General features: G+C 64.2%; 22 protein-coding genes and 2 pseudogenes. 22 read left to right on the top strand and 2 right to left on the bottom strand.

Features of this window, described 5'->3' with window-relative positions; all coding sequences use genetic code 11:
• Positions 1 to 203 precede the first annotated feature (203 nt).
• The 4 genes and pseudogenes from NKJ17_RS19165 (at position 204) to NKJ17_RS19150 (ending at position 6,020) form a co-directional block, all read left to right on the top strand.
• Positions 204 to 1,400, top strand: coding sequence for a DUF932 domain-containing protein (locus NKJ17_RS19165; RefSeq protein WP_352689713.1), 1,197 nt, complete (start codon positions 204 to 206; stop codon positions 1,398 to 1,400).
• Between the two features lie 163 nt (positions 1,401 to 1,563).
• Positions 1,564 to 3,648: a ParB/RepB/Spo0J family partition protein gene (locus tag NKJ17_RS19160; RefSeq protein WP_352689712.1), complete on the top strand. Its 2,085-nt coding sequence runs from the start codon at positions 1,564 to 1,566 to the stop codon at positions 3,646 to 3,648.
• Between the two features lie 65 nt (positions 3,649 to 3,713).
• A pseudogene (locus NKJ17_RS19155) lies at positions 3,714 to 4,749 on the top strand (DUF7146 domain-containing protein).
• 338 nt (positions 4,750 to 5,087) lie between these two features.
• Positions 5,088 to 6,020: a DUF2493 domain-containing protein gene (locus NKJ17_RS19150; RefSeq protein WP_352689711.1), complete on the top strand. Its 933-nt coding sequence runs from the start codon at positions 5,088 to 5,090 to the stop codon at positions 6,018 to 6,020.
• A 53-nt stretch (positions 6,021 to 6,073) separates the two neighbouring features.
• Here the strand turns inward: NKJ17_RS19150 and NKJ17_RS19145 are convergent, their stop codons facing one another.
• A complete protein-coding gene (locus tag NKJ17_RS19145; protein ID WP_352689710.1) occupies positions 6,074 to 6,295 on the bottom strand; it encodes a hypothetical protein in 222 nt (73 codons plus the stop codon).
• Between the two features lie 289 nt (positions 6,296 to 6,584).
• Between NKJ17_RS19145 and NKJ17_RS19140 the strand changes: the two genes are divergently transcribed.
• The 3 genes from NKJ17_RS19140 to NKJ17_RS19130 all read left to right on the top strand — a co-directional run bounded on the left by NKJ17_RS19140 (position 6,585) and on the right by NKJ17_RS19130 (position 8,246).
• The gene (locus NKJ17_RS19140; RefSeq protein WP_167458608.1) at positions 6,585 to 6,752 is read left to right on the top strand and encodes a hypothetical protein; all 168 of its coding nucleotides are present in this window, start codon (positions 6,585 to 6,587) and stop codon (positions 6,750 to 6,752) included.
• A 138-nt stretch (positions 6,753 to 6,890) separates the two neighbouring features.
• On the top strand, positions 6,891 to 7,331 hold the full coding sequence (locus NKJ17_RS19135) for a hypothetical protein (RefSeq protein WP_352689709.1): 441 nt from the start codon (positions 6,891 to 6,893) through the stop codon (positions 7,329 to 7,331).
• Positions 7,332 to 7,922: 591 nt separating this feature from the next.
• Positions 7,923 to 8,246 carry a DUF736 domain-containing protein gene (locus tag NKJ17_RS19130; RefSeq protein WP_352689708.1) on the top strand — a complete coding sequence of 108 codons (324 nt, stop codon included), beginning with the start codon at positions 7,923 to 7,925 and terminating at the stop codon, positions 8,244 to 8,246.
• A gap of 109 nt (positions 8,247 to 8,355) precedes the next feature.
• On the opposite strand, the gene NKJ17_RS19125 is transcribed toward NKJ17_RS19130, so the two are convergent.
• Entirely contained in the window at positions 8,356 to 8,574 is a 219-nt protein-coding gene (locus tag NKJ17_RS19125) for a helix-turn-helix domain-containing protein (protein ID WP_352689707.1), read from the bottom strand.
• Between the two features lie 216 nt (positions 8,575 to 8,790).
• Between NKJ17_RS19125 and NKJ17_RS19120 the strand changes: the two genes are divergently transcribed.
• The 15 genes and pseudogenes from NKJ17_RS19120 (at position 8,791) to NKJ17_RS19050 (ending at position 20,587) form a co-directional block, all read left to right on the top strand.
• Positions 8,791 to 9,054, top strand: coding sequence for a DNA -binding domain-containing protein (locus NKJ17_RS19120; protein ID WP_352689706.1), 264 nt, complete (start codon positions 8,791 to 8,793; stop codon positions 9,052 to 9,054).
• Positions 9,055 to 9,153: 99 nt separating this feature from the next.
• A complete protein-coding gene (locus NKJ17_RS19115; protein ID WP_352689705.1) occupies positions 9,154 to 9,495 on the top strand; it encodes a transcriptional regulator domain-containing protein in 342 nt (113 codons plus the stop codon).
• The gene (locus NKJ17_RS19110) at positions 9,443 to 9,946 is read left to right on the top strand and encodes a DUF2285 domain-containing protein (RefSeq protein ID WP_352689704.1); all 504 of its coding nucleotides are present in this window, start codon (positions 9,443 to 9,445) and stop codon (positions 9,944 to 9,946) included. The genes NKJ17_RS19115 and NKJ17_RS19110 overlap by 53 nt, the downstream gene beginning before the upstream one ends.
• Positions 9,947 to 10,082: 136 nt before the next feature.
• Positions 10,083 to 10,364, top strand: coding sequence for a helix-turn-helix transcriptional regulator (locus NKJ17_RS19105; RefSeq protein ID WP_352689703.1), 282 nt, complete (start codon positions 10,083 to 10,085; stop codon positions 10,362 to 10,364).
• Positions 10,365 to 10,384: 20 nt separating this feature from the next.
• On the top strand, positions 10,385 to 11,527 hold the full coding sequence (locus NKJ17_RS19100; RefSeq protein ID WP_352689702.1) for a replication initiator protein A: 1,143 nt from the start codon (positions 10,385 to 10,387) through the stop codon (positions 11,525 to 11,527).
• A complete protein-coding gene (gene parA, locus NKJ17_RS19095) occupies positions 11,524 to 12,162 on the top strand; it encodes a ParA family partition ATPase (RefSeq protein ID WP_352689701.1) in 639 nt (212 codons plus the stop codon). Before NKJ17_RS19100 ends, parA begins: the two co-directional genes overlap by 4 nt.
• Positions 12,159 to 12,416, top strand: a complete 258-nt coding sequence (locus NKJ17_RS19090; protein ID WP_352689700.1) for a hypothetical protein — start codon at positions 12,159 to 12,161, stop codon at positions 12,414 to 12,416. The genes parA and NKJ17_RS19090 overlap by 4 nt, the downstream gene beginning before the upstream one ends.
• A gap of 20 nt (positions 12,417 to 12,436) precedes the next feature.
• Positions 12,437 to 12,931 (top strand): DUF2840 domain-containing protein, encoded by a 495-nt coding sequence (locus NKJ17_RS19085; RefSeq protein WP_352689734.1) that lies wholly within the window; start codon positions 12,437 to 12,439, stop codon positions 12,929 to 12,931.
• Positions 12,928 to 13,473, top strand: a complete 546-nt coding sequence (locus tag NKJ17_RS19080; protein WP_352689699.1) for a S26 family signal peptidase — start codon at positions 12,928 to 12,930, stop codon at positions 13,471 to 13,473. Before NKJ17_RS19085 ends, NKJ17_RS19080 begins: the two co-directional genes overlap by 4 nt.
• 43 nt (positions 13,474 to 13,516) lie before the next feature.
• A pseudogene (locus NKJ17_RS19075) lies at positions 13,517 to 13,851 on the top strand (DUF736 domain-containing protein).
• Positions 13,787 to 14,623: a lytic transglycosylase domain-containing protein gene (locus NKJ17_RS19070; protein ID WP_502906558.1), complete on the top strand. Its 837-nt coding sequence runs from the start codon at positions 13,787 to 13,789 to the stop codon at positions 14,621 to 14,623. The pseudogene NKJ17_RS19075 and the gene NKJ17_RS19070 overlap by 65 nt, the downstream one beginning before the upstream one ends.
• 250 nt (positions 14,624 to 14,873) lie before the next feature.
• Positions 14,874 to 16,646, top strand: a complete 1,773-nt coding sequence (locus NKJ17_RS19065) for a relaxase/mobilization nuclease domain-containing protein (RefSeq protein ID WP_352689697.1) — start codon at positions 14,874 to 14,876, stop codon at positions 16,644 to 16,646.
• A 349-nt stretch (positions 16,647 to 16,995) separates the two neighbouring features.
• Complete coding sequence (locus tag NKJ17_RS19060) at positions 16,996 to 17,769, top strand: HAD-IIA family hydrolase (RefSeq protein WP_352689696.1); 774 nt, start codon at positions 16,996 to 16,998, stop codon at positions 17,767 to 17,769.
• A 370-nt stretch (positions 17,770 to 18,139) separates the two neighbouring features.
• On the top strand, positions 18,140 to 20,131 hold the full coding sequence (locus NKJ17_RS19055; protein ID WP_352689695.1) for a conjugal transfer protein TraG: 1,992 nt from the start codon (positions 18,140 to 18,142) through the stop codon (positions 20,129 to 20,131).
• 9 nt (positions 20,132 to 20,140) lie between these two features.
• The gene (locus NKJ17_RS19050; RefSeq protein WP_352689694.1) at positions 20,141 to 20,587 is read left to right on the top strand and encodes a ribbon-helix-helix domain-containing protein; all 447 of its coding nucleotides are present in this window, start codon (positions 20,141 to 20,143) and stop codon (positions 20,585 to 20,587) included.
• Positions 20,588 to 20,651 lie beyond the last annotated feature (64 nt).

The raw sequence follows: 20,651 nt of genomic DNA, 5'->3' as shown, positions 1-20,651 counted from the left end.
GCTCTCGGCTGGCGCTGAAGCCCCGCTCTGCGGGTCTTCAACCTTGGGGCTTCCATCGATGACGCGGCACGGCGCCGACGACGCGTAGCCACCTCCTCTCCGTGTCGGTTTTGCGCATCGCGAGAGTGAGAGGGCGGTCTGCAGGGCCATGACGGTGGATGGCTGGGAGAGAGGCTTCCGGCGCCCCGTTATGGAGAAGTCTCATGAACAATTCAGTGACTATCGATGCCGGTCGTGACGCACCCGGCGGCTACAGAGTGGATGCGAGCCGCGGCGAGCGCATCGGGCGTGTTTCCTCGGAGTGGTTCAACCGTCCGGCCGATGAGCGCTACCTGTCCCTGTCCGAGTTGATGGCGTCGGTCCAGGGGCGGTCCGAACGCAGCCGGACCCGCACCGTCGAGAGCGCCGCGATCCGCGTCGAAGCCAGCCGCGACGATGCCGAGCGGCTTGCCCTGGTGTTTCCGGGTGCGGATAGACCGGTCGCGCCGACGCATTGGAGCTTTGGCCAACTCGCCGGCATCGTGGGCGCGCCGGCAACATACCTCCGACAACTTCCGGCACCGCTCGCCGGCATCAACCTGCAATATGGCCTCACCGCGCATCGCGCCGAGCAGGTCAAGACGCTCGAGGTCGAGAACGGGCGCGTCGAACTCCGCGCCGTCACCGGCCCGGACTATGGTCGCATCTATGATCACGAACTGGTTGCGGCCGTCCAGAAGATCGCCGGCAATGGCACTGGCGACACGCGCTGGAAGATCCCAGGCGTGCTCGACTGGTCGACCGGTATCTACAATCCCCGTGTCGACATCACCTCGGATACCACCACGCTCTATGCTTCGGACCGCGACGTGTTCCGTTTCCTGGTCGATGACCTCAACCCAATCGAAGCAGGCAGGCTGCCGGATGGCTCGCCCGATCTCTACTTCCGGGGTTTCTATTGCTGGAATTCCGAGGTCGGCGCGAAAACGCTCGGCATCGCCAGCTTCTACCTTCGCGCCGTGTGCCAGAACCGCAATCTCTGGGGCGTCGAGGATTTCGAGGAAATCACCATCCGCCACTCCAAATATGCCGCCTCACGTTTCGCAAACGAGGCTGCGCCGGCGCTGACCCGTTTCGCCAACTCCTCGCCCATGCCCTTCGTCAACGGCATCCGGGCGGCGCGCGAAAAGATCGTCGCCCGAAGCGACGAGGATCGCACGGAGTTTCTTCGCAAGCGCGGATTCTCCAAAGCGGACACAGCGAAGATCATCGAGACCGTGCTCGCGGAAGAAGGTCGGAAGCCCGCGAGCGTCTTCGACTTCGTGCAGGGCATCACCGCCGTCGCGCGCGACAAGCCGCACCAGGATGCCCGGCTCGACCTGGAGGGCAAGGCCAAGAAGCTGCTCGACCGGGCCGCCTGAATTCAGCAAAGCCGGCGATGCGGATTTCCGTGTCTCCGGTTGCGTGCCTTTCCGGGAACCCGGAGTTGCGGCGCCGTCCCTCAGAGTGAGAGGGCGGCGCTGATCTTCGTGACGGGTTGGAGGTCGAGAGAGGTTCCCGGCCGCCCGTCGCGGAGTACATCCCATGGCTACTGCCAGGAAGAAGCCCACCATCACCCTGTCGCCCTCGCGCGACATCCCCTTCAACCAGCTCGTCCTGAGCCAGTCCAATGTCCGGCGCATCAAGGCAGGCGTCTCGGTCGAGGAACTCGCCGAAGACATCGCTCGGCGTGGCATCCTTCAGGGCCTCACCGTCCGCCCTGTCGTTGATGAAAACGGCGTGGAGACCGGCATGTTCGAGGTGCCGGCCGGCGGCAGGCGCTTCCGGGCGCTGGAACTGCTCGTCGAGCAGGGGCGCCTGGCCAAGACCGCCCCAGTGCCCTGTGTCGTCCGCGAGGGCGGTATTGCCGAGGAGGACTCGCTCGCCGAAAACGTCCAGCGAGCGCCGCTGCATCCGCTCGACCAGTTCCGCGCATTCCTCACCCTGCGCGAAAAGGGTCAGTCCGAGGAGGAGGTCGCCGCGGCGTTCTTCGTCTCGGTCAACGTGGTCAAGCAGCGCCTCAAGCTCGCATCGGTCTCTCCGGTGCTGCTGGACGTCTATGCCGAAGACGGCATGACGCTCGCCCAGCTCGAAGCGTTCACCGTGTCGGGCGACCATGCACGCCAGGAACAGGTCTTCGAACGCCTGAAAACCTCCTACGACAAGTCGTCCTACGCCATTCGGCGCATGCTGACCGAAGGCGCCGTCCGTGCCACCGACAAGCGGGCACTGTTCATCGGCACTGAAGCGTATGTCGGGGCGGGCGGCACGGTGCTGCGCGACCTGTTCGAGGGCGACGATGGTGGCTGGCTGCAGGATGTCGCCTTGGTCGACCAGATGCTGGCCGATAAACTCAAAGCCGAGTCCGAGGCGATTGCCGGCGAGGGCTGGAAGTGGACCGAGGTCGCGCCTGATTTTGCCTACGGTCACACCTATGGTCTGAGGCGCCTCCACGGTGAACCAGTGCCGCTCACGGCCGAGGAGGAAGCCAGGCGCGACGCGCTCAAGGCCGAGTTCGATCGCCTCGTTACCGAGCATGAAGGTGCCGACGAACTGCCCGACGAGGTCGACGAGCGGCTGGGCGAACTCGAGACCGCACTCGAGGCGTTCGACGAACGGCCGCTGTCCTTCGATGCCGAAGAAATCGCCCGTGCCGGCGCCTTCATCAGCATCGCTGGCGATGGCCGCCTGCGTGTCGATCGGGGCTATGTTCGCCCCGAGGATGAGGCTTCGGTCGAGCCCGAGAACGCATCCGATGGCGAAGCAACGGGTGGAGGAGCGTCGGCCGGCAACAATGCCGATGGCGTCGGCAGCGATGCCGCACCCGAGCCTGACGAAGACGAGGGTCTTTCGCCCATCTCCGACCGTTTGATGACCGAATTGACGGCGCATCGGACGCTCGGTCTCCGGCACGCCCTCGGCGAGCATCCAGATGTCGCCTTCCGCGCCGCGCTGCATGTCCTGACGCTCAAGGTCTTCTACCAGTATGGCTCGGATAGCTGCCTGGAGTTGGACCTCAAGACCGTCAGCTTCGGCGTCCAGGTGCCAGGGCTGAACGACAGCGTCTCGGCCGAGGCGATCCGTGCCCGGCATGAGAGCTGGACGAAGGCTCTGCCGAAGGACTCGGCCGACCTCTGGGACGCGCTTCGTGACTGGCACAGCGATAGCCGCGCCGCCTTGTTCGCCCATGTCGTCAGCCTCTCGGTTAACGCGGTCCACGAAGCCTGGAACCGACGGCCCCGTGCACTCGCCCATGCCGACCAGGTGGCGGACGCCGTCGACCTCGACATGTCGGCGCGCTGGAAGCCGACCGTCGACACCTTCCTCGGTCGCGTCACCAAGGCGCGGATCCTACAGGCCGTTGCCGAAGCGAAGGGCCAGCGCGCTGCCGACCGGATCGCCCATCTCAAGAAGGGGGACATGGCGACGGAAGCGACGACGCTGCTTAACGGCACTGGCTGGTTGCCCGAGCCGCTCCGTACGCCGGCCCGGGAGACGGTCGCCGACATGTCGCCGGTGGAACTGGCCGTCGTAGAAATGGCGGAGGTAGCGGATGAAACGGCCATGGCCGACGACGACGGTATCGCCCATGATGACGATGTCGCCGCAATGACCATCGCGGCCGAATAGCCTCCCATGACCCTCACAACTGGCCCGCCGGCAACGGCGGGCCTTTCTTTTTGAAGGAGGTAACCATGCGCGAACCGCCGCATGAGCTGGCACGCCGCCTCGCCGATCGGACCGAGGCGGTCTGCCGGCATTATCTCTCCAATGGTCGCCGCCAGGGGAACTATTGGACCGTCGGCGATGTGCGCAACACGCCTGGTCGCTCCATGTTCGTCCGACTTGCAGACTCCGCAAGAGGTTCGGCCGGACGCTGGACCGACGCCGCTACCGGCGAGCATGGCGATCTGCTCGACGTCGTGCGCGAGGCGCTTGGCCTCAGAGCTTTCGCAGATGTCGCAAAGGAAGCGCGGGCTTTTCTCGGCCTCTCGCATGAAGCAGCGCTTCAGGCATCTTCTGTCCGGAAGAATGTTCTGGCTCCAGCCGGCTCCTCTGAGGCAGCCCGTCGGCTTCTAGGCATTTCCCAGCCGATCATCGGAACCATCGTGGAAACGTATCTCCGTGAACGTGGCATTACGACATTGCACGGAACCGAATCGCTCCGATTTCATCCACGCTGCTATTATCGGCCCGACGACCATGGACCGACCGAAACCTGGCCGGCGATGATCGCCGCGGTCACCGATCTCGATGGGCGCCTGACCGGCGCACACGACCTGGCTTGCACCGGACGGTCTGGGCAAGGCACCCGTCGACACGCCGCGCCGGGCGATGGGCGACCTTCTTGGCAACGCCGTTCGCTTCGGCGCACCCGGTAGCGTGATGGCGGCCGGCGAAGGTATCGAGACAACCCTCTCGCTGAGATGTGCCCTGCCCGACATGGCGATGGCGGCAGCCCTCTCCGCCGCGCATCTGGCAGCCATCCTGTTCCCGCCGACGCTGGAACGGCTCTATGTCATCCGCGACAACGATCCGGCAGGTGACGGTGCCCGCGACGGCCTGATCGAGGGCGCCACCAACGCCGGAATCGAGGCGATCGTGCTCTCGCCAGCACTGAAGGACTTCAATGACGATCTCCGCCATTTCGGGCTCGACGCAGTGCGTGCCTTGATCGCGGACCAGCTCAGGCGCAGGGACCGCATCCGCTACCTGAACCGGGCGGCATGAGCGGTAGGGGAGCGCGCAGCGCACGGTACTGACGACCTCGCTTGGATACGCTCCGCCGGTAGAGAGCCGCGACCCGGCCTTTCGAGAGGGCGATCGGCTCACAGGCGGGCCGGCCAGGCAATGGCGGCGGCCGACTATTTTCCGGCGGCGGGCGATTGCTGGCGAAAGCCAGCGACGAGGCGCCACGCCTTTCCATCGCGAGCCAAAATAGCCGACCGCCGCCATCCTCCGCTGCCGCTCCGGCCCCCGCTTCGCTCCGGGTGCCGGGCCGTCCCGCCCGTGGGCTTTCGTCGCCATGAAGGCCGCGAGGGTCGCGGTCCAGCCGACGGGAGCATCCCATGAGCGAGCACGACGACACCGAACTGCACCATGCCGTATCCCCTACCGATCACGTCCTTACCGAACTGCAGCTCTATGGCTGGCGCCCCTTTGCGGATGAGCCCGATCCGCGGCCACTCCCCGACGGCGATCATGTGACCGGAGCCGTGGCCGACATCTTCGACGCCCTCGTTGCCACCTTGGCGGACACGCGCCTCGAACCCGACCTCGACGACCTGCTCTGGTCTGTCAGCAATGTCTTCCACCGCGCTGTGCTGCGGATTGAGCGCCAACTAGACGACAACGAGCAGGCCCAGCGTCGCCTTCAGTGCGAACAGGACGGCACCGAGATCAAGGCGGTGGAATTGGAGAACCTCACCGCCCAGGGTCAGACCATGATCGAACGGCGCGACGCCTTCGAGCTGATGCGTGACCAGGCCGCCGACCACTACGAGCAACACATTGGATCGGCCTGGCGACCACGCACCGGATCGATGGTCAACCATCGCCACCTCACCTCGGCGATGATCGACAGCCGCGACTTCCTCGCCGCCCGGCGCAAGGCTGAGACCGAGGTGATGCTTCCAAATGGCCCGAAGATCGCCCTGACCGGCGGGCTCGACTTCAACAATCACCAGCTCATCTGGGACGTGCTCGACAAGGTCCACGCCAAGCACCCCGACATGGTGCTGATCCACGGCAAGTCGCCAAAGGGCGCCGAACTGATTGCCGCCAAATGGGCCGAGAATCGCAAGGTCCCGCAGGTCGGCTTCGCCCCGAACTGGGACAAGCACGGTCGGTCAGCACCCTTCAAACGCAACGATGCGATGCTGGACATCCTGCCGATCGGCGTCATCGTGTTCCCGGGCACCGGCATCCAGGACAATCTCGCCGACAAGGCGAAGAAGCTCGGCATCAAGTCTCACGACTTCCGCAAGAAGGACGACGCGTGAGTGCCGCTGTATTTCCGTAAAGCCGTATCGCCATTTCCACTGAAAACCGGCTTTCATTCTGGATCGCCCGTCACCGCAATGCGAGCAGCGCGTGCATAATGCTCCAGTTCCACATCGCCTTCGATCATCTGATCCAGCAGCGCTTTCATGTCGCTTTGATCCGATGCTGACTGAAACGGCCCCGGCTGTCGCTCGATCGCCAGCACTGCGATGGCCAACGCCGTCTTCACCAGGTGCAGACAGCGATCCCTGAATTCTGCTGCTATGACACCCATCCTCCCGAGCGAGCGGACCAACTATACCCCGCGCCGATTGTAGAAGGGGCAGTGGGCATCCAGGCTCCTGACAACGGCTCCTGAGCAAGCGAACACCACCCCCGCTTCCAAATAGCGCTGATCCTTGGTCCGGCCCATGGCCTGACGCCATCAACCCGTAAAGGGTCCGCTACGCGAGCGTGCGGCCTTGAGGCTGCGCCCCTGCGGTGATTGCGGCCATGGGCCGGACACAATCGGGCGCCTGTCGGGCGGGGGATGGTCTCCCGCCTCCAAGACAGGAGCCGGAACAATGTCACTCAATGACGCTCACGCCTTCGCCTTCAGCCTCGCCGCAACCCTCATGGTCAACATCATCATCTTTCAGGCCGGCGACGGCAGCCTGGGCGTCATGCCGGCCAGCGAATACGACGGCGACACCGCCGCAATCGTCCACGAAATCGATCCTTTCGCTCCCTGACGGGAACGGCCTCGCCGCAGGAGCGGAAGTCCTGCCGGATTTCCGCTCCCGCGGCCGCGCATCTTCGGCTATACTTCAACTGCGCCGTGGTGGTGGTGGAGGCGCGACCGTCAGACCTTTTCTCTCGGGACCACCACCATGATCTTCCTCGGCATCCTCCTTTGCATCGCCGGCATCGGATTCCTTTGCTGGCTCCTGTTTACGCTCGCCGTCTACGCGCTTCCGTTCTTCGCAGGTGTGACAGTCGGAATGTGGGCCTACGGCACCGGGGCCGGTCCGCTCGGCGCGTTCGTTGTCGGCATCGCCGCCGCCGGTGTAACGCTCGCGGCCGGCCAGTTCATCTTTACATTCGTGCGTCCGGTCTGGGCTCGTCTTGCCATCGCGCTCCTCTTTGCCGCGCCAGCATCGGTCGCCGGCTATCACGCGACTCATGGTCTCGCGAAGCTCGCTGTGCCGTCCGTGGGCTGGCAAATCGCGTTCTCGATCGTCGGCGCGATCGCCGTCGGCATTGCCGCTTGGGTTCGATTACTGGCGATGGCACCTCCCGAGCCAGCCATGCGAGGCGTCGCTCGCGGCTAGGCGCCATCCGGAGCTGGAGGCCAGGACGGCGAGGATCATTGCCAAGCCGCTCCTCCTCGCTGCGTCAGGGTTACCGATAGAGCCTTCAAGCCCAAGGAGGTTCCACTCGCACGGCACAGATCCGAGCAGTACCCCGTCTGGCATTGACCGCTATGACGACCTCGAGCGGCCATCGATCGCGGATGCAACGGCGGTCTTCTCCCTGGGAGGCTCATTCCGGTTACATCGCGGATATGGTCGAAAGGCGGGCTGAGCGCCGTAGAGCAACGCCGGCTATTCGAAGTGAACGTTGGTCGCCATGTTCCCGCTTGAGGTCCTCTTGCAGGTCGACCGCTCCAAAACGGCCTCATCAATGGCCTGATCTGACCGAAGGTCGGCTATGCCTCGACCGCCTATGCGGCAATGGCGCCGATCGACTTTCTTCCCCTGCCGGCTGTGCCGTCATTCCTCGCGAGACAACAAAGTCGCCTGACTGCCATCCTCCGCTGACGCTGCGGTCGCAAGCGATGCCGCGTCGATCGCCTCCGGCCTGCCGATCGCCATCGAGGCCGCAATGGTGCGGGCTCGAAGCAGAGATCAAGGAGAACTATCATGGCGACCATCGGCACCTTCAAAAAGTCCGGCAACGAATTCACCGGCGAAATCGTCACCCTGAGCCTTCAGACCAAGAACGTCCGCATCGTCCCCGACAGCCGCCAGGTCGGCGAGAACGCCCCAAGCCACCGCGTCTTCGTCCGCCGCGCCGAGATCGGCGCCGCCTGGTCCAAAAAGTCCAACGAGGGCCGCGACTACCTCGGCCTCAAGCTCGATGACCCGAGCTTCAACGCTCCGATCTATGCCAACCTCTTCGACGACGAGGAAGGCGAAGGCTTCAGCCTCATTTGGTCCCGCCCCAGTCGCCGTAACGGCGAGTAGGCGGCCTGAACAACGCCCCGCCCGGACACACCGGGCGGGGCCAGCCCTTTTCGGGCGACCGAATCGGGTCACGCGTGGCTACGCACGCACCTTTCGGGAGGTAGGCGATTCAGGCTTCATCGTCGGGCTGTACGAGATCAACATGACTCACGCCTATGGCCTGAGCCAATTCGAACAGCGTGATCACAGTCGGGTTGCGTCGTCCGCGTTCGAGACTACTGAGGTATTGCTGGCTAAAGCCAGAGCGCTCCTCGACTTGCTCTTGGGTGAGCCCTTTCACCCGACGCAGCCGGGCGAAGTTCCGGCCAACAAGTTTGCGCATGTCCATGCGCACACGGATCGCAGTTTACATACTTTGGGTTTATGAACTATAATATGTATTCTCCCCTCGGGAGTAATACCGCACCGTGTAGGTAGTAGGCTTGGTAGGTTAGCAATGCGTCGCGCGCATCACCTGATGCCTTGGTGCATTCGCGCATTCACCTGCCAGCCGATGCTGCTACAATGATGCAGACGCTGCGATGACTGGCTGCGGGAGATTGGCGTGACACAAGAAGCGTTTCTGGACCAGCCACCAGAGAGCCAAGAGCTCACCAGGTACGATCGCGAGCACATGAAGCTGTATATTCGCCTGCTTGACGCGGCGGCGGACGGTGCCGACTGGCACGAGGCGGTCTCGATCCTCTTTGGTTTAGATGCTGACCTCGAACCCGAACGAGCCCGCCGCGTCTACGACACCCATCTTGCTCGAGCCCGCTGGATGACAGAGCACGGCTACCGCAAGCTTGTTCGCGAGGGCCGTCACTAACCCAACCGCGATGCGACGCCCGCATCGCGCGTTGTCCACGCGAGGGCTTCCCGAGCTCTTTCCATCCGGCAATCGTGTCGCTCCCAGCATGTACGACACATGCACGCTTGGAGGACACTGATGCGGCCTGACACATCACAGTGGCGATCCTCGTCGACGTACGACTATCTCGACGACCTTGTCGCCGCGGATCTCGCCTGGGAATGGTTGCGCCGCAACGCCAACTACCAGCGCGACTACGCTGAAGTCGAAGACGCCGACGCGGATCGTTATCGCCTGGCGAACCTTCTGCAAACGCGCTGGGGGCTTCGATTTCCCTGTCCACCCAACTTTCAGCGCCATCGAGACGGCGATATTCTGGACGCCGGAAGCCGATCCGGGCACCGTCATGCTTACGGCGATCCCGGCAATTGTGGGCTTGGAAGGCGTTGCGCCACCTGAACTCAATCCGCGCAACGCGCAGTTCGGCCCAGAGGGGCTGAGCATTGTGCATGGCGAGGGTGCTGCCGCCTTCCGTCTACTGGTGCTCGGCGATGCTCGGCCCGATCAGCCGCTGGCGGCCCTTGTTCCGCTTGACGCCGACGGCCTCGATCGCATCGACGCCATCACACGGCTCTGGCGGGCGCTGCATAACCGTCACGTTTTCCCCGATACCCGCCTGACGGCCCAGCAACGCCGAAGGCTGCGCCACATGCTGCAGGCCGTCGACGGCAGCATGAACGGCGCGAGCTACCGCGAGATCGCAAACGTCATCTACGGCGCGCCGCGCGTCGCAGCCGAGTCCTGGAAGACGTCGGCACTGCGAGACAGCACCATCGACCTCGTCAAGGACGGCCACGCCATGATCGCCGGCGGCTATCGCAAGCTTCTGCGCCATCGCCGCAAGACCTGACACGCTTCGTACCGACGGGGGTGCGAATTTAGCTCACCCTTCTTCGCCATCCCCCCTCGCGGCCCCTCTCCGCCATCGTGGCCTTCGTCCGCCGCTGATCGCCAGCGGTCTCAACGAACCCCTCGGAGGTCCGATCATGTCCGCCAATCTCTCCGGCCTGCCGCCGCGCTTTCTGCGCACCCCCGAAGCGGCCCGATTCCTGGGTCTTTCCGGTCGAACACTGGAGAAACACCGGACCTATGGGACCGGCCCATCCTATCGCAAGCTCGGAGGTCGCGTCGTCTACGCGATCGACGACCTTCAGGCCTGGGCCGACAGGGGCGCCGTCACCTCGACCTCCGATCCTCGCGGTGCTGTCCTCCCCGCAAAGCGCCATGGGGCCGTAACGCCGGTCGCTGCCGGCCGTCACGCCCGCTGACCGTCGCGCCGGTTTCCTCAATGCCGGTGCGCCGTCGCCCTCCGTCGGAACGCGGACAGCTCGAACTGTTTCGTACGCGCGGCGGCGATCTCGCACCCCGAGACACTCAGGATCTGATGGCCTATCCGTTCTTCAGCCTCTCCAAATCCCATCGAACAAAGCCGATCGATTTCACCGCCTCGGACGTCGTCATTCGCGTCGAAGCGGTGCCCGAACATGGTATGGCGACCATCTGGGACGCGGATATCCTGATCTGGGCTGCAAGCCAGATCGTCGAGGCGCGCGACGCCGGTTTGCGCACGTCGCGCCTCATGGCGGCCACGCCCTACGAAATTCTCACCTTCATCGGACGCGGCGTCGGCGTTCGTGACTACCAGCGCCTCAAAGCGGCGCTCGATCGACTGCAATCGACAACGGTAGCGACGACAATCCGCCAGCCCGCGCAGGGCCGTCGGCACCGCTTCTCCTGGATCAACGAATGGGTCGAGCGCACCGATCATCACGGTCGTCCTGCCGGCATTGAGCTGATCGTTCCCGACTGGTTCTACCAGGCGGTCCTCCACGATGCCCTCGTTCTCACCATCGACCGCTATTACTTTTCGCTGACGGGCGGGCTCGACCGCTGGCTCTATCGGCTCGTGCGCAAGCATGGCGGCCGACAGCGCGCCGGCTGGCGCTTCGACTTCCGCCATCTCTACCTGAAGTCCGGTAGCCTCTCACCCTTCAAGCGGTTTGCCTTCGAGCTGCGCGACATCGTCAGACGCCAGCCGCTGCCCGGGTACACCCTGTTCATCGAGGTCGAAATCAGCGGTCGGGTGCTGCTCTCCTTCGAGCCGTCTTCTCAAGGGAGACCTGTGGACGGCCTCGTGCTATCGGGAACCCGCACTATCGTGCCATCGGGAACCCCAGGCTCGTGCTATCGGGAACCCAAACCGGGGTTAACCGACTGCACGGCAAGCGAAAATCGCGCTCCTAACTTAGAGTCTAACTCAGAATCTAACTCTTATGGCGCGCGCGGCATCGTCGAAAGCTCTGCCGACGGCGGCAATCGCGACGAAACACAGACGCTTCAGCCCCCGATCTTCCCGCATACGTCTTTCAGTAATTCCGGTGTTCCGACACCTGAACTTCCCCTCGAACCTAAGCCGCGAGGGGCAAAATGATCGTAGCGCTCCTCAATCAGAAAGGCGGCGTCGGCAAGACCACGCTGGCGCTGCATCTCGCCGGGCAATGGGCCAGGACGGGAAAGCGCATCACGCTGATCGATGCCGACCCGCAGGGCTCGGCTCTCGATTGGTCGCAGCAGCGCGCCCGGGAAGGTCTGCCACGGCTGTTCGGGGTTGTCGGCTTGGCGCGCGATACACTGCATCGCGAGGCGCCCGAACTGGCCCGGGGTGCCGATCATATCGTCATTGATGGGCCGCCCCGTGTCGCCGCGCTGATGCGCTCGGCGCTGCTCGCAGCCGATCTTGCGCTTGTGCCGGTTCAGCCGTCTCCCTTCGATGGTTGGGCGTCGGCCGAGATGCTGGCGTTGATCCGCGAGGCGCGGATCTACCGTCCGGGGCTTGCCGCTCGCTTCGTGCTCAATCGCTGCGCCGCGCGCACTGTCATCGCTCGCGAAACAGCAGAGACGTTGGCCGATCACGATCCGCCCGTGCTCGCCGCGACCATTGGCCAGCGCGTCGCCTTTGCCGATTCCGCGCAATCGGGTCGCCTCGTCTTTGAGACAGATGAGGATAGCCCGTCTTCACGCGAGATTGCGGCCTTCGCTGCCGAAGTTGGAAGGATCGCGCCATGAATGGGCGATCCCCGAAGCGCGGCTTCATCGCACGTCCCGGCACCGCCGAGGACTGGATCAAGGAATCCGGGATAGCGCCGCCGGGTCGAAGCAGTGACGGCTCCGCTTTGACCGCCCGGCTGACGATCGACGTCACACCCGAGCTGCGCGGTCGCATCAAGATCGTCGCCTTCCAGCGCGGCCAGACCGTCGCCGACATGCTGCGCGACCTGCTCGCCCGCGAATTTCCCGAGAGCCAAGGAGACACACCGTGACCCGAAACCAGACGCCTCGCATGCGCGGCGGCCGACAGTCCGACGTTGCCACACCATCCACAACCCTCGTTGAGCTGACGTGGATCGAGAAGCGGATCGAGCACTGGATCAGGTTCGGTCGCAAGGTTGACGAGCAGGTTCTCGACCAGCGCCACCGCGTCGTCGGGTTTGCGCCCAACACCACCTTCGCCTTCGTCCGCTGGGCGGCGAACGACTTCGGCACGATCATCTCGCGCATCGACATCCTGCGCGCGGTTCGTGACGGCGAACCGTTCCAGACGCTGCCATTCGTCAGACCAGGCGGCGACATCCTGCTGAAAGTCGACCGCTGGCCGAAGGTCGAGCGCGTGCTGCAGGCCATCGACGCCATTGAGGCGCTCGGCATCGATCCCGTCGATGTCACGCCCGACCATTGGCGTCATGTCCACAACCGTCTAAAGGCCGACCAGGAGCCCCGCCCCTACACCCGCGAGCGTCATCACGCCTGGCTCCAGCGCCGCAGGGCCGAACCATGAGGCGGGTGGGCTACGTCATGACCACGTACTTCGCCGTGCTGGCGATCGGCGGATTGTCCTTCATTCATGTTGCGCCGAAGCTGATCTGGAACGCGTCAGCCAGCGCGCCGATCGGTCTCTACAGCATGCAGCCAGCCGGACGGATCGAGGTGACCGATCTGGTCGCCATCGACGCAGCGGAGCCGCTGGCGAGCTTCCTCGCCGACGGCGGTTATCTGCCACGCGGTGTGCCACTGATGAAGCGGGTCGTGGGCCTTCCCGGACAGGAAGTCTGTCGCGACGGCGTGAGTATCATCGTCGATGGCATCGCGATGGGTAAGGCGCTCGAACGCGACCGGCTTGGCCGACCGCTGCCGGTCTGGCAGGGCTGCCGCCGCATCGCCAGCAACGAACTCTTCCTCATGAACTGGGACGTTCGCGACAGCCTCGACGGCCGCTACTTCGGGCCGATTGAGACCAGTTCGATCATCGGCCGCGCGGTGCCGCTGTGGACCGATGAGGACGGGACCGGACGCTACGAATGGCGCGCCCAGACCCACTGAGCACGCCTGAACTTTCAACGCCCAGTGCAGAAAGGGGCGCCACATGCCACAGATCGGAGAGTTCACCCGCACGAAGTCCGGATACTCCGGCCACCTCCGCACGCTCAGCCTTGACGTGCAGGTCGCCCTGGTTCCAGCCGAGCCGTCGGAGGCCGAGAACGCGCCGGATTATCGCGTTCATCTCGGGGACGGCGACGGTCTGGAGGTTGGTGCCGGCTGGAAGCATACCGGAGAGAAGGCCGGCGAATACGTCTCGCTGCTGTCGACGATCCCGTCTTCATGCAGCCGATCCGGGCCAACCTTTTCCGATCCGATGCCGACGATGCGTCGTGGTCGCTGCACTGGAACCGTCCACCCAAGCGTGGCGAGCGGGAGTGACGCCATGCCGCTCACTCGCCGTCGCTCCTCCGCCGGCCTTCCCAAGGTCGCTCGCCGTAGCGCATTCCTTCTCCTTTCCGGGTTTCTTTCGGTCGCCGCCTTGCCGCCCGCTACAGTCGCGCAAAATGCGCCGATCGAACGGAGGGCGGCAGGCGACCCCTACGCTGCTATCATCGCCGAGGCGTCGCGGCGTTTCGACATTCCAAAGACCTGGATACGCGCCGTCATGCGTGCCGAAAGCCATGGCGACGTCCGGGCGATCTCGCCCGCGGGCGCCATGGGGCTGATGCAGATCATGCCCGACACGTGGACGGAACTTCGCCTTCGCCATCACCTCGGCAGCGATCCCTACAGCACGCGCGACAACATACTGGCGGGCGCGGCATATCTGCGCGAAATGCACGACCGCTATGGATCACCGGGCTTCCTCGCCGCCTACAATGCTGGTCCCGGCCGCTACGAGGAATATCTCGCTGGCCGCCGTGCGCTACCAGCCGAAACCCGCGCCTACGTCGCTGCGCTCGCGCCTCTTGTCGGAGGCGGAAAAATCGATCGCCCTTTCGTCGTAGCCGGGGCCGTCGAGCGCAATAACTGGACGCGCGCACCGCTGTTCGCCGCCCAGTCCGAGCACACGCCGGCTGTTGATCCTGCACCGCGCGACCGTCAGCCCGACGACGCCCCGGAGGCAACTTCCGTGCACGATCTCTCCGCCATCTCGCCCGTTTCCGACGGCCTGTTCATCGCCCGTCCCAGCACTGCGGGCCCACGATGACGAGTTTCGCGGGATCACGCTGCCCGGCGTGGAGTGGCGAAGGAAGGACGGCATTGCGGGAGTGGCAGGGAAACACGACCTTAGGACGGCAAGATAAAAGGGGCTCGCCGGTCGTCAGCCAAGCCATTGATATGGCTTGGCTTCCGGCGTGCCTATCGGTCGGGGCGCGTGCCGCGCTTGAGGATTTTATCAACGATTTCAATGTGATTTCCGGCACTGTGCGGCTATCGCCCCTGTTGGCAGGCCGGCCATGAGCGAGGGCGACAGCGACTTTCGCGTCCGGCCAGGGCGTATCCGCAGCACCCGCGCGCCGAAGGCGAAGAGCTTCGTCAATCAGGTACTACGGGCCGCCAAACGCGCTGGTCACACCGATAGCGGGCCCAGTTCGGGGCCAAGGAGCGGCCGCTCGCCGATTCTAGGCCGCTCCAGTTTCGGGCGCGGCCGGATCAACTTCAGCCGGAACCGGCTCTTCTCTTCCAGCCGACGTGTCGTAGTCGCCGCCCGGATTACCCGGCATTCGGGCAAGGCATTTCGCTCCGCCCCTTTGTCCGCACATCTGTCCTATCTGAAGCGCGACGGCGTCACCCGTGACGGCGAGAAGGCGGTGATGTTCGACGCCGATGGCGACCGCGCCGACGACACGGCCTTCGCCGAGCGCTCGAAGAACGACCGCCACCACTTTCGCTTCATCGTCTCGCCCGAGGACGCCGGCGAGATGACGGACCTTCGAGCCTTCACGCGCGAACTTGCGAGGCAGATGGAAGCCGATCTTGGTTCTCGCCTCGACTGGGTCGCCGTCGACCACTGGAACACCGACAACCCGCACGTTCATTTGCTGGTGCGTGGCGTCGACGACACCGGCGCGGACCTCGTGATCTCGCGCGATTACATCAGCCGAGGCCTGCGCTCGCGTGCCGAGGAGCTGGTGTCGATCGAACTCGGGCCACGACCCGAGCAGGAACTCCGCAATTCCCTGAAAAAGGAGATCACGGCGGAGCGCTGGACGCGGCTCGACGTGGAGATCCGCATCGCCGCCGATGAGACCGGGTATATTGACCTGCGCCCCGAAGCAACCGGCGGCGCCGATCCCGAAACACGCCGCTTGATGATCGGCCGGCTCCAGCATCTTGAAAAGGTGGGCCTCGCCACCCCGGTCGGTCCCGGCGAATGGATGGTCGGTCTTGAAAACGAGCGTTCGCTCCGCGACCTCGGCATGCGCGGCGACATCATCAAGACGATGCACCGCGCCTTTACCGAGCGCGGGCAGGATCGCGGCATCGCCGACTATGTGATCGACATGGGCGCGACAGGCGCGCCCATCATCGGCCGGCTGGTGCACAGGGGCCTTCAGAACGAATTGACCGGCGAAGCCTACGCAGTGATCGACGGTACAGACGGCCGCGCGCACCACGTCCGCTTCCGCGGCATCGAGGCGTTCGAGCACTCACCGCCGATCGGCGGCATCGTCGAGGTTCGCCGCTTCGGCGAACCGGGAGACGAGCAGCCGACGCTCGTGCTTGCCAATCGCTCGGACTTCGATTTGAACCGTCAGATCACCGCGCCGGGCGCGACCTGGCTGGATCATCGGCTAGTCGAACGCGAACCGATGCCGCTTGCGATGGGCGGTTTCGGTCGCGAGGTCCGCGATGCCATGTCGGCCCGTCGAGATTATCTCGCCGAGGAAGGGTTTGCTCGCCGACAGGGCCAGCGCGTCATCCTGCAGCGCGATCTCCTCAACGCTCTGAGCCGCCGCGAGTTGGACGCCGCCGCGGCGCGGCTTTCGGCCGAGACCGGCCTGCCGCACATGAAGGCGGCCGCCGGCGAGCATGTCGCCGGGGTCTACCGTCAGCGCCTCACGCTCACGTCGGGCCGCTTCGCGATGATCGACAGCGGCCTCGGCTTCCAGCTCGTGCCATGGTCGCCGCCACTCGAGAAGAAACTCGGTCAGAGCATCGCCGGCATTGCCAAGGATGGAGGCGGCATCGAATGGAGCTTCGGCCGGAAACGGGGGCTTGGATTGTAGTTTGCAACGCTGTGAAGGCATGGAACCCCGCCATTCACTGTCACCAGCGGAACGGACCCCTTCAAGGGTGCTGGATGGCAGGCGTTGGCCCGATCACGGTCTGTCTATCGCCGACACGCAGCGCATGTGCGCAAGCATCCACGCAACGGCTGGGCCAGTGAGCCCGGCGACCGGATTACGTCGCGGCCCTTTTTCACGCTGCGACGTCCTATTACCGCACGACCGATTGGGTGCCCTTCCCCCATCGTTCTGAATGAGTATTTTGCCGGAACTCTCGCAAATTGCCACGCGCGTGACACAGCACATGCTCAAGCCGCGCGTCCACCCAAAGATTGATGGTTGAGATATGATGATCACAGCGCACCTTCTCGACATGGACGGGGTTCTAGTCCGCGGCGGCCAACCGATTGAAGGCTCGATCGACTATATCGCGGCGCTGGTTGCCACTGGCAAGCCGTTTCAAATCTTCACTAACAACTCTCGCTTTACGCCGGAAGATCATGCCGAGCGTCTCCGAGTGGTTGGCTTCCCCGTAACCCCTGAACACATCTACACTTCGGCACTGGCTACCGCGCGGTTCGTCGAGTTGCAAAAGCCCGGATCATCCGCCTATGTTATCGGCGACCACGGGCTAGTCGAGGCCCTGCGGAGCGCAGGCTGCCGGATCACTGAATTTGCCCCCGATTTCGTAGTCCTCGGCGATACGACTTCGTATCACTACGAGCAGATCGCTACTGGCACCGCGCTTGTTGCAAAGGGCGCGTGGTTTCTTGCCACCAATCCGGATGCGACCGGCCCGACAGAGCGCGGATTCCATCCGGCCTGCGGCGCGGTTGCAGCATTGATCGAGAAGGCTACCGGCCGCCAGCCCTACTTCGTTGGGAAGCCGAACCCATTCATGATGCGAAGCGCGCTCGACCGGCTAGGAGTTAGTGCGGCCGATACGATTCTGGTCGGCGACAGAATGGATACGGACGTGGTCGCCGGATTGGAATCGGGCCTGAAAACAGCGCTTGTACTTACTGGTGTGAGCACACGGGCTGACATGGAGCGGTTTCCATTCAGACCGGATCACGTGATCGAGCGCCTCGCCGATCTGGGCGAGGTCATCATGATGGAATGACACTCCCAAGGGAGAGCGCGGGATGGCTGCCGCCACCAACGTTGCGAACGAATACATCCACGGAACGTCCGACAATAGGAGATAGGCGCGCTCAAGACTTCTCGTCGACGCGGAAGGTTGCCCTGCCGATTTTCGTGCCGAAACGAGCCGTCTGATCGACTATCGAACAGGACGCTTCATAATTGCGAGCGTTCCACTGCCTTCGCCGGCGGATGACGGAACCAGGGCGGCCCGCCGCCGTCGCCCGCCTGCTCTTCCTCCTGTATATGTTCTCTAGCGTCGCCGGGACTGCGACCTGCGAAGATGACGCCTTGCAATCCTCTGCACGGACCACCGACCTTGATGACATTTGCTGTCGAGGAACCTGCTATTGTCCGCCACGAAAATCCTCTGGGGCCAGATCACTGTCGTCTTCCTGATCGTGCTCGCCACGACCTGGGGCGCGACGCAGTGGACAGCATGGAGGCTCGGCTTCCAGCCGCAACTCGGCGCGCCATGGTTCGAACTGGCGGGCGTTCCGTTCTATTATCCGCCAGCCTTCTTCTGGTGGTGGTATTTCTACGAAGCCTATGCGCCGCCGATCTTCGTCGAGGGCGCGTTCATCGCGGCCTCCGGCGGCTTCATCTCAATCGTGGTGGCGATTGGCATGTCGGTCTGGCGGGCGCGCGAGGCAAAGAATGTCGAGACATACGGCTCGGCGCGGTGGGCAAACCGGAACGAGGTCAAGTCCGCTGGGCTGCTCGGTCCAGACGGCGTCGTTCTCGGCAAGCTCGATCGTGATTATCTTCGGCACGACGGGCCGGAGCATGTGCTGTGCTTCGCGCCTACGCGGAGCGGTAAAGGCGTCGGCCTCGTCGTGCCATCGCTTCTTACCTGGCCAGGCTCTGCCATCGTCCACGATATCAAAGGTGAAAACTGGCAGCTCACGGCAGGCTTTCGCGCCAGGCATGGGCGCGTGCTGCTGTTCGATCCCACGAACACGAAATCCTCTGCCTATAATCCGCTTCTCGAGGTGCGCCGGGGCGAGTGGGAAGTCCGCGACGTCCAGAATGTCGCTGACGTGCTGGTCGATCCCGAAGGGTCGCTCGAAAAGCGCAACCACTGGGAGAAGACCAGCCACTCCCTGCTCGTCGGCGCGATCCTGCATGTTCTATACGCCGAGCCCGACAAAACCTTGGCCGGCGTCGCTGGATTCCTGTCCGATCCCAAGCGGCCGATTGAGACCACGCTCGCGGCGATGATGACGACGCCGCATCTCGGAGCGGCCGGCCCGCATCCTGTCGTAGCCTCGACGGCGCGCGAGCTCTTGAACAAATCCGACAACGAGCGATCCGGGGTCCTCTCCACCGCAATGTCGTTTCTTGGTCTCTATCGTGATCCCGTGGTCGCCGAGGTGACAAGCCGCTGCGACTGGCGCATCGCTGACATCGTCGCCGAGCCAAGGCCGGCGACCCTCTACCTTGTCGTGCCTCCCTCCGACATCTCGCGCACGAAGCCGCTCATTCGGCTGGTGCTCAATCAGATCGGTCGGCGCCTGACCGAAGATCTCCACGCGAAGGACCGCCGCCATCGCGTCCTGATGATGCTCGACGAGTTTCCGGCGCTCGGCCGGCTCGATTTCTTCGAGAGCGCGTTGGCGTTCATGGCCGGCTACGGCCTGAAAGCTTTCCTCATCGCGCAATCGCTCAACCAGATCGAGAAGGCCAACGGCGCCAACAACTCGATCCTCGACAACTGCCATGTCCGGGTGAGCTTCGCGACAAATGACGAGAGGACGGCGAAGCGCGTTTCGGACGCGCTTGGCACCGCCACCGAAATGAAGGCGATGAAGAACTACGCCGGGCATCGTCTGTCGCCCTGGCTCGGCCATCTGATGGTCTCACGCTCCGAGACGGCGCGGCCCTTGCTCACCCCGGGCGAGGTGATGCAACTCCCGCCGAGTGACGAGATCGTCATGGTGGCCGGTACCCCGCCGATCCGTGCAAAAAAGGCGCGCTACTACGAGGATGACCGATTCAAGGACCGCGTCCTGCCGCCCCCGGATCCGGCAACAACCGTCCGATCAGCACGCGCGGACAGCTGGTCCGAGCTTTCTCCGCAAACGCCTTCAGCCATGCTTGGAGCCGCAGTGGAAAAGGCTGAACAGGACATGGCCAATAGCGGCCTGCGGCGCGAGCCCGAGCTGCCGGATCACGTCGCCATCGCGAGGGAGACTAGCAGACTGAGGTCGCAGGAAGAGTTCGCCATCATCGATGACGACGAGCCGGAAGACACTGCGCGGCAGGGCCGCATCCTGCGCCAGCAGATGCGCGGCGTCGCCCGCCAGGTCGCGCTCGATCCCAACGACGGCATCGAGATGTGAGACTGGATCATGCGCGACCGGATGAACGTCTATTTTCCGCCCGCGATGCTGAAGCAAATCGCCGAGCTTGCCGATCGCAAAAAGCTGTCCCGCTCGGCGATCGTCGAGGCGGCGGTCGCCTCCTTCCTGTCACCGGACGGCGCCGACCGGCGAGAGGCGGCGTTCACCCGTCGCCTCGACCGGCTCTCGCGACAGGTACAGCGCATGGAGCGCGATCTCGGTGTTACCGCAGAGACGCTGGCGCTGTTCGTCCGCTTCTGGCTGACGATTACGCCGCCCTTGCCGAACGACGCCCAGGCCGCGGCGCAAATCAAAGGCCGCGAGCGGTTCGAGGGGTTCATCGAAGCGCTGGGCCGGCGGCTGCAGAAAGGACAGAGCTTTCTGAGGGAAATTCCCGACGACATCGGCGGTGTCAGTTCGGCAAGCGACACCGGCGAGTCGGGCGATGAGCGCTGATTAGTCCTTGCAAACCGAGCCCAGGCATCCGGCCCCTCGTCGTTTGCCTGTATTCATACGCTAG

Source organism: Mesorhizobium sp. M0208 (genome assembly GCF_040322015.1).
Taxonomy (GTDB): Bacteria; Pseudomonadota; Alphaproteobacteria; order Rhizobiales; family Rhizobiaceae; genus Mesorhizobium.
This window is presented reverse-complemented; position numbering and strand designations above follow the sequence as displayed.

Excerpts from the sequence above, each read along its gene's own strand:
- NKJ17_RS19165 (WP_352689713.1), top strand. The coding sequence starts at position 204 with ATGAACAATTCAGTGACTATCGATGCCGGTCGTGACGCACCCGGCGGC.
- NKJ17_RS19160 (WP_352689712.1), top strand. The coding sequence starts at position 1,564 with ATGGCTACTGCCAGGAAGAAGCCCACCATCACCCTGTCGCCCTCGCGC.
- NKJ17_RS19150 (WP_352689711.1), top strand. The coding sequence starts at position 5,088 with ATGAGCGAGCACGACGACACCGAACTGCACCATGCCGTATCCCCTACC.
- NKJ17_RS19145 (WP_352689710.1), bottom strand. The coding sequence starts at position 6,295 with ATGGGTGTCATAGCAGCAGAATTCAGGGATCGCTGTCTGCACCTGGTG.
- NKJ17_RS19140 (WP_167458608.1), top strand. The coding sequence starts at position 6,585 with ATGTCACTCAATGACGCTCACGCCTTCGCCTTCAGCCTCGCCGCAACC.
- NKJ17_RS19135 (WP_352689709.1), top strand. The coding sequence starts at position 6,891 with ATGATCTTCCTCGGCATCCTCCTTTGCATCGCCGGCATCGGATTCCTT.
- NKJ17_RS19130 (WP_352689708.1), top strand. The coding sequence starts at position 7,923 with ATGGCGACCATCGGCACCTTCAAAAAGTCCGGCAACGAATTCACCGGC.
- NKJ17_RS19125 (WP_352689707.1), bottom strand. The coding sequence starts at position 8,574 with ATGGACATGCGCAAACTTGTTGGCCGGAACTTCGCCCGGCTGCGTCGG.
- NKJ17_RS19115 (WP_352689705.1), top strand. The coding sequence starts at position 9,154 with ATGCACGCTTGGAGGACACTGATGCGGCCTGACACATCACAGTGGCGA.
- NKJ17_RS19110 (WP_352689704.1), top strand. The coding sequence starts at position 9,443 with ATGCTTACGGCGATCCCGGCAATTGTGGGCTTGGAAGGCGTTGCGCCA.
- NKJ17_RS19105 (WP_352689703.1), top strand. The coding sequence starts at position 10,083 with ATGTCCGCCAATCTCTCCGGCCTGCCGCCGCGCTTTCTGCGCACCCCC.
- NKJ17_RS19100 (WP_352689702.1), top strand. The coding sequence starts at position 10,385 with ATGCCGGTGCGCCGTCGCCCTCCGTCGGAACGCGGACAGCTCGAACTG.
- parA (WP_352689701.1), top strand. The coding sequence starts at position 11,524 with ATGATCGTAGCGCTCCTCAATCAGAAAGGCGGCGTCGGCAAGACCACG.
- NKJ17_RS19090 (WP_352689700.1), top strand. The coding sequence starts at position 12,159 with ATGAATGGGCGATCCCCGAAGCGCGGCTTCATCGCACGTCCCGGCACC.
- NKJ17_RS19085 (WP_352689734.1), top strand. The coding sequence starts at position 12,437 with ATGCGCGGCGGCCGACAGTCCGACGTTGCCACACCATCCACAACCCTC.
- NKJ17_RS19080 (WP_352689699.1), top strand. The coding sequence starts at position 12,928 with ATGAGGCGGGTGGGCTACGTCATGACCACGTACTTCGCCGTGCTGGCG.
- NKJ17_RS19070 (WP_502906558.1), top strand. The coding sequence starts at position 13,787 with ATGCCGACGATGCGTCGTGGTCGCTGCACTGGAACCGTCCACCCAAGC.
- NKJ17_RS19065 (WP_352689697.1), top strand. The coding sequence starts at position 14,874 with ATGAGCGAGGGCGACAGCGACTTTCGCGTCCGGCCAGGGCGTATCCGC.
- NKJ17_RS19060 (WP_352689696.1), top strand. The coding sequence starts at position 16,996 with ATGATCACAGCGCACCTTCTCGACATGGACGGGGTTCTAGTCCGCGGC.
- NKJ17_RS19050 (WP_352689694.1), top strand. The coding sequence starts at position 20,141 with ATGCGCGACCGGATGAACGTCTATTTTCCGCCCGCGATGCTGAAGCAA.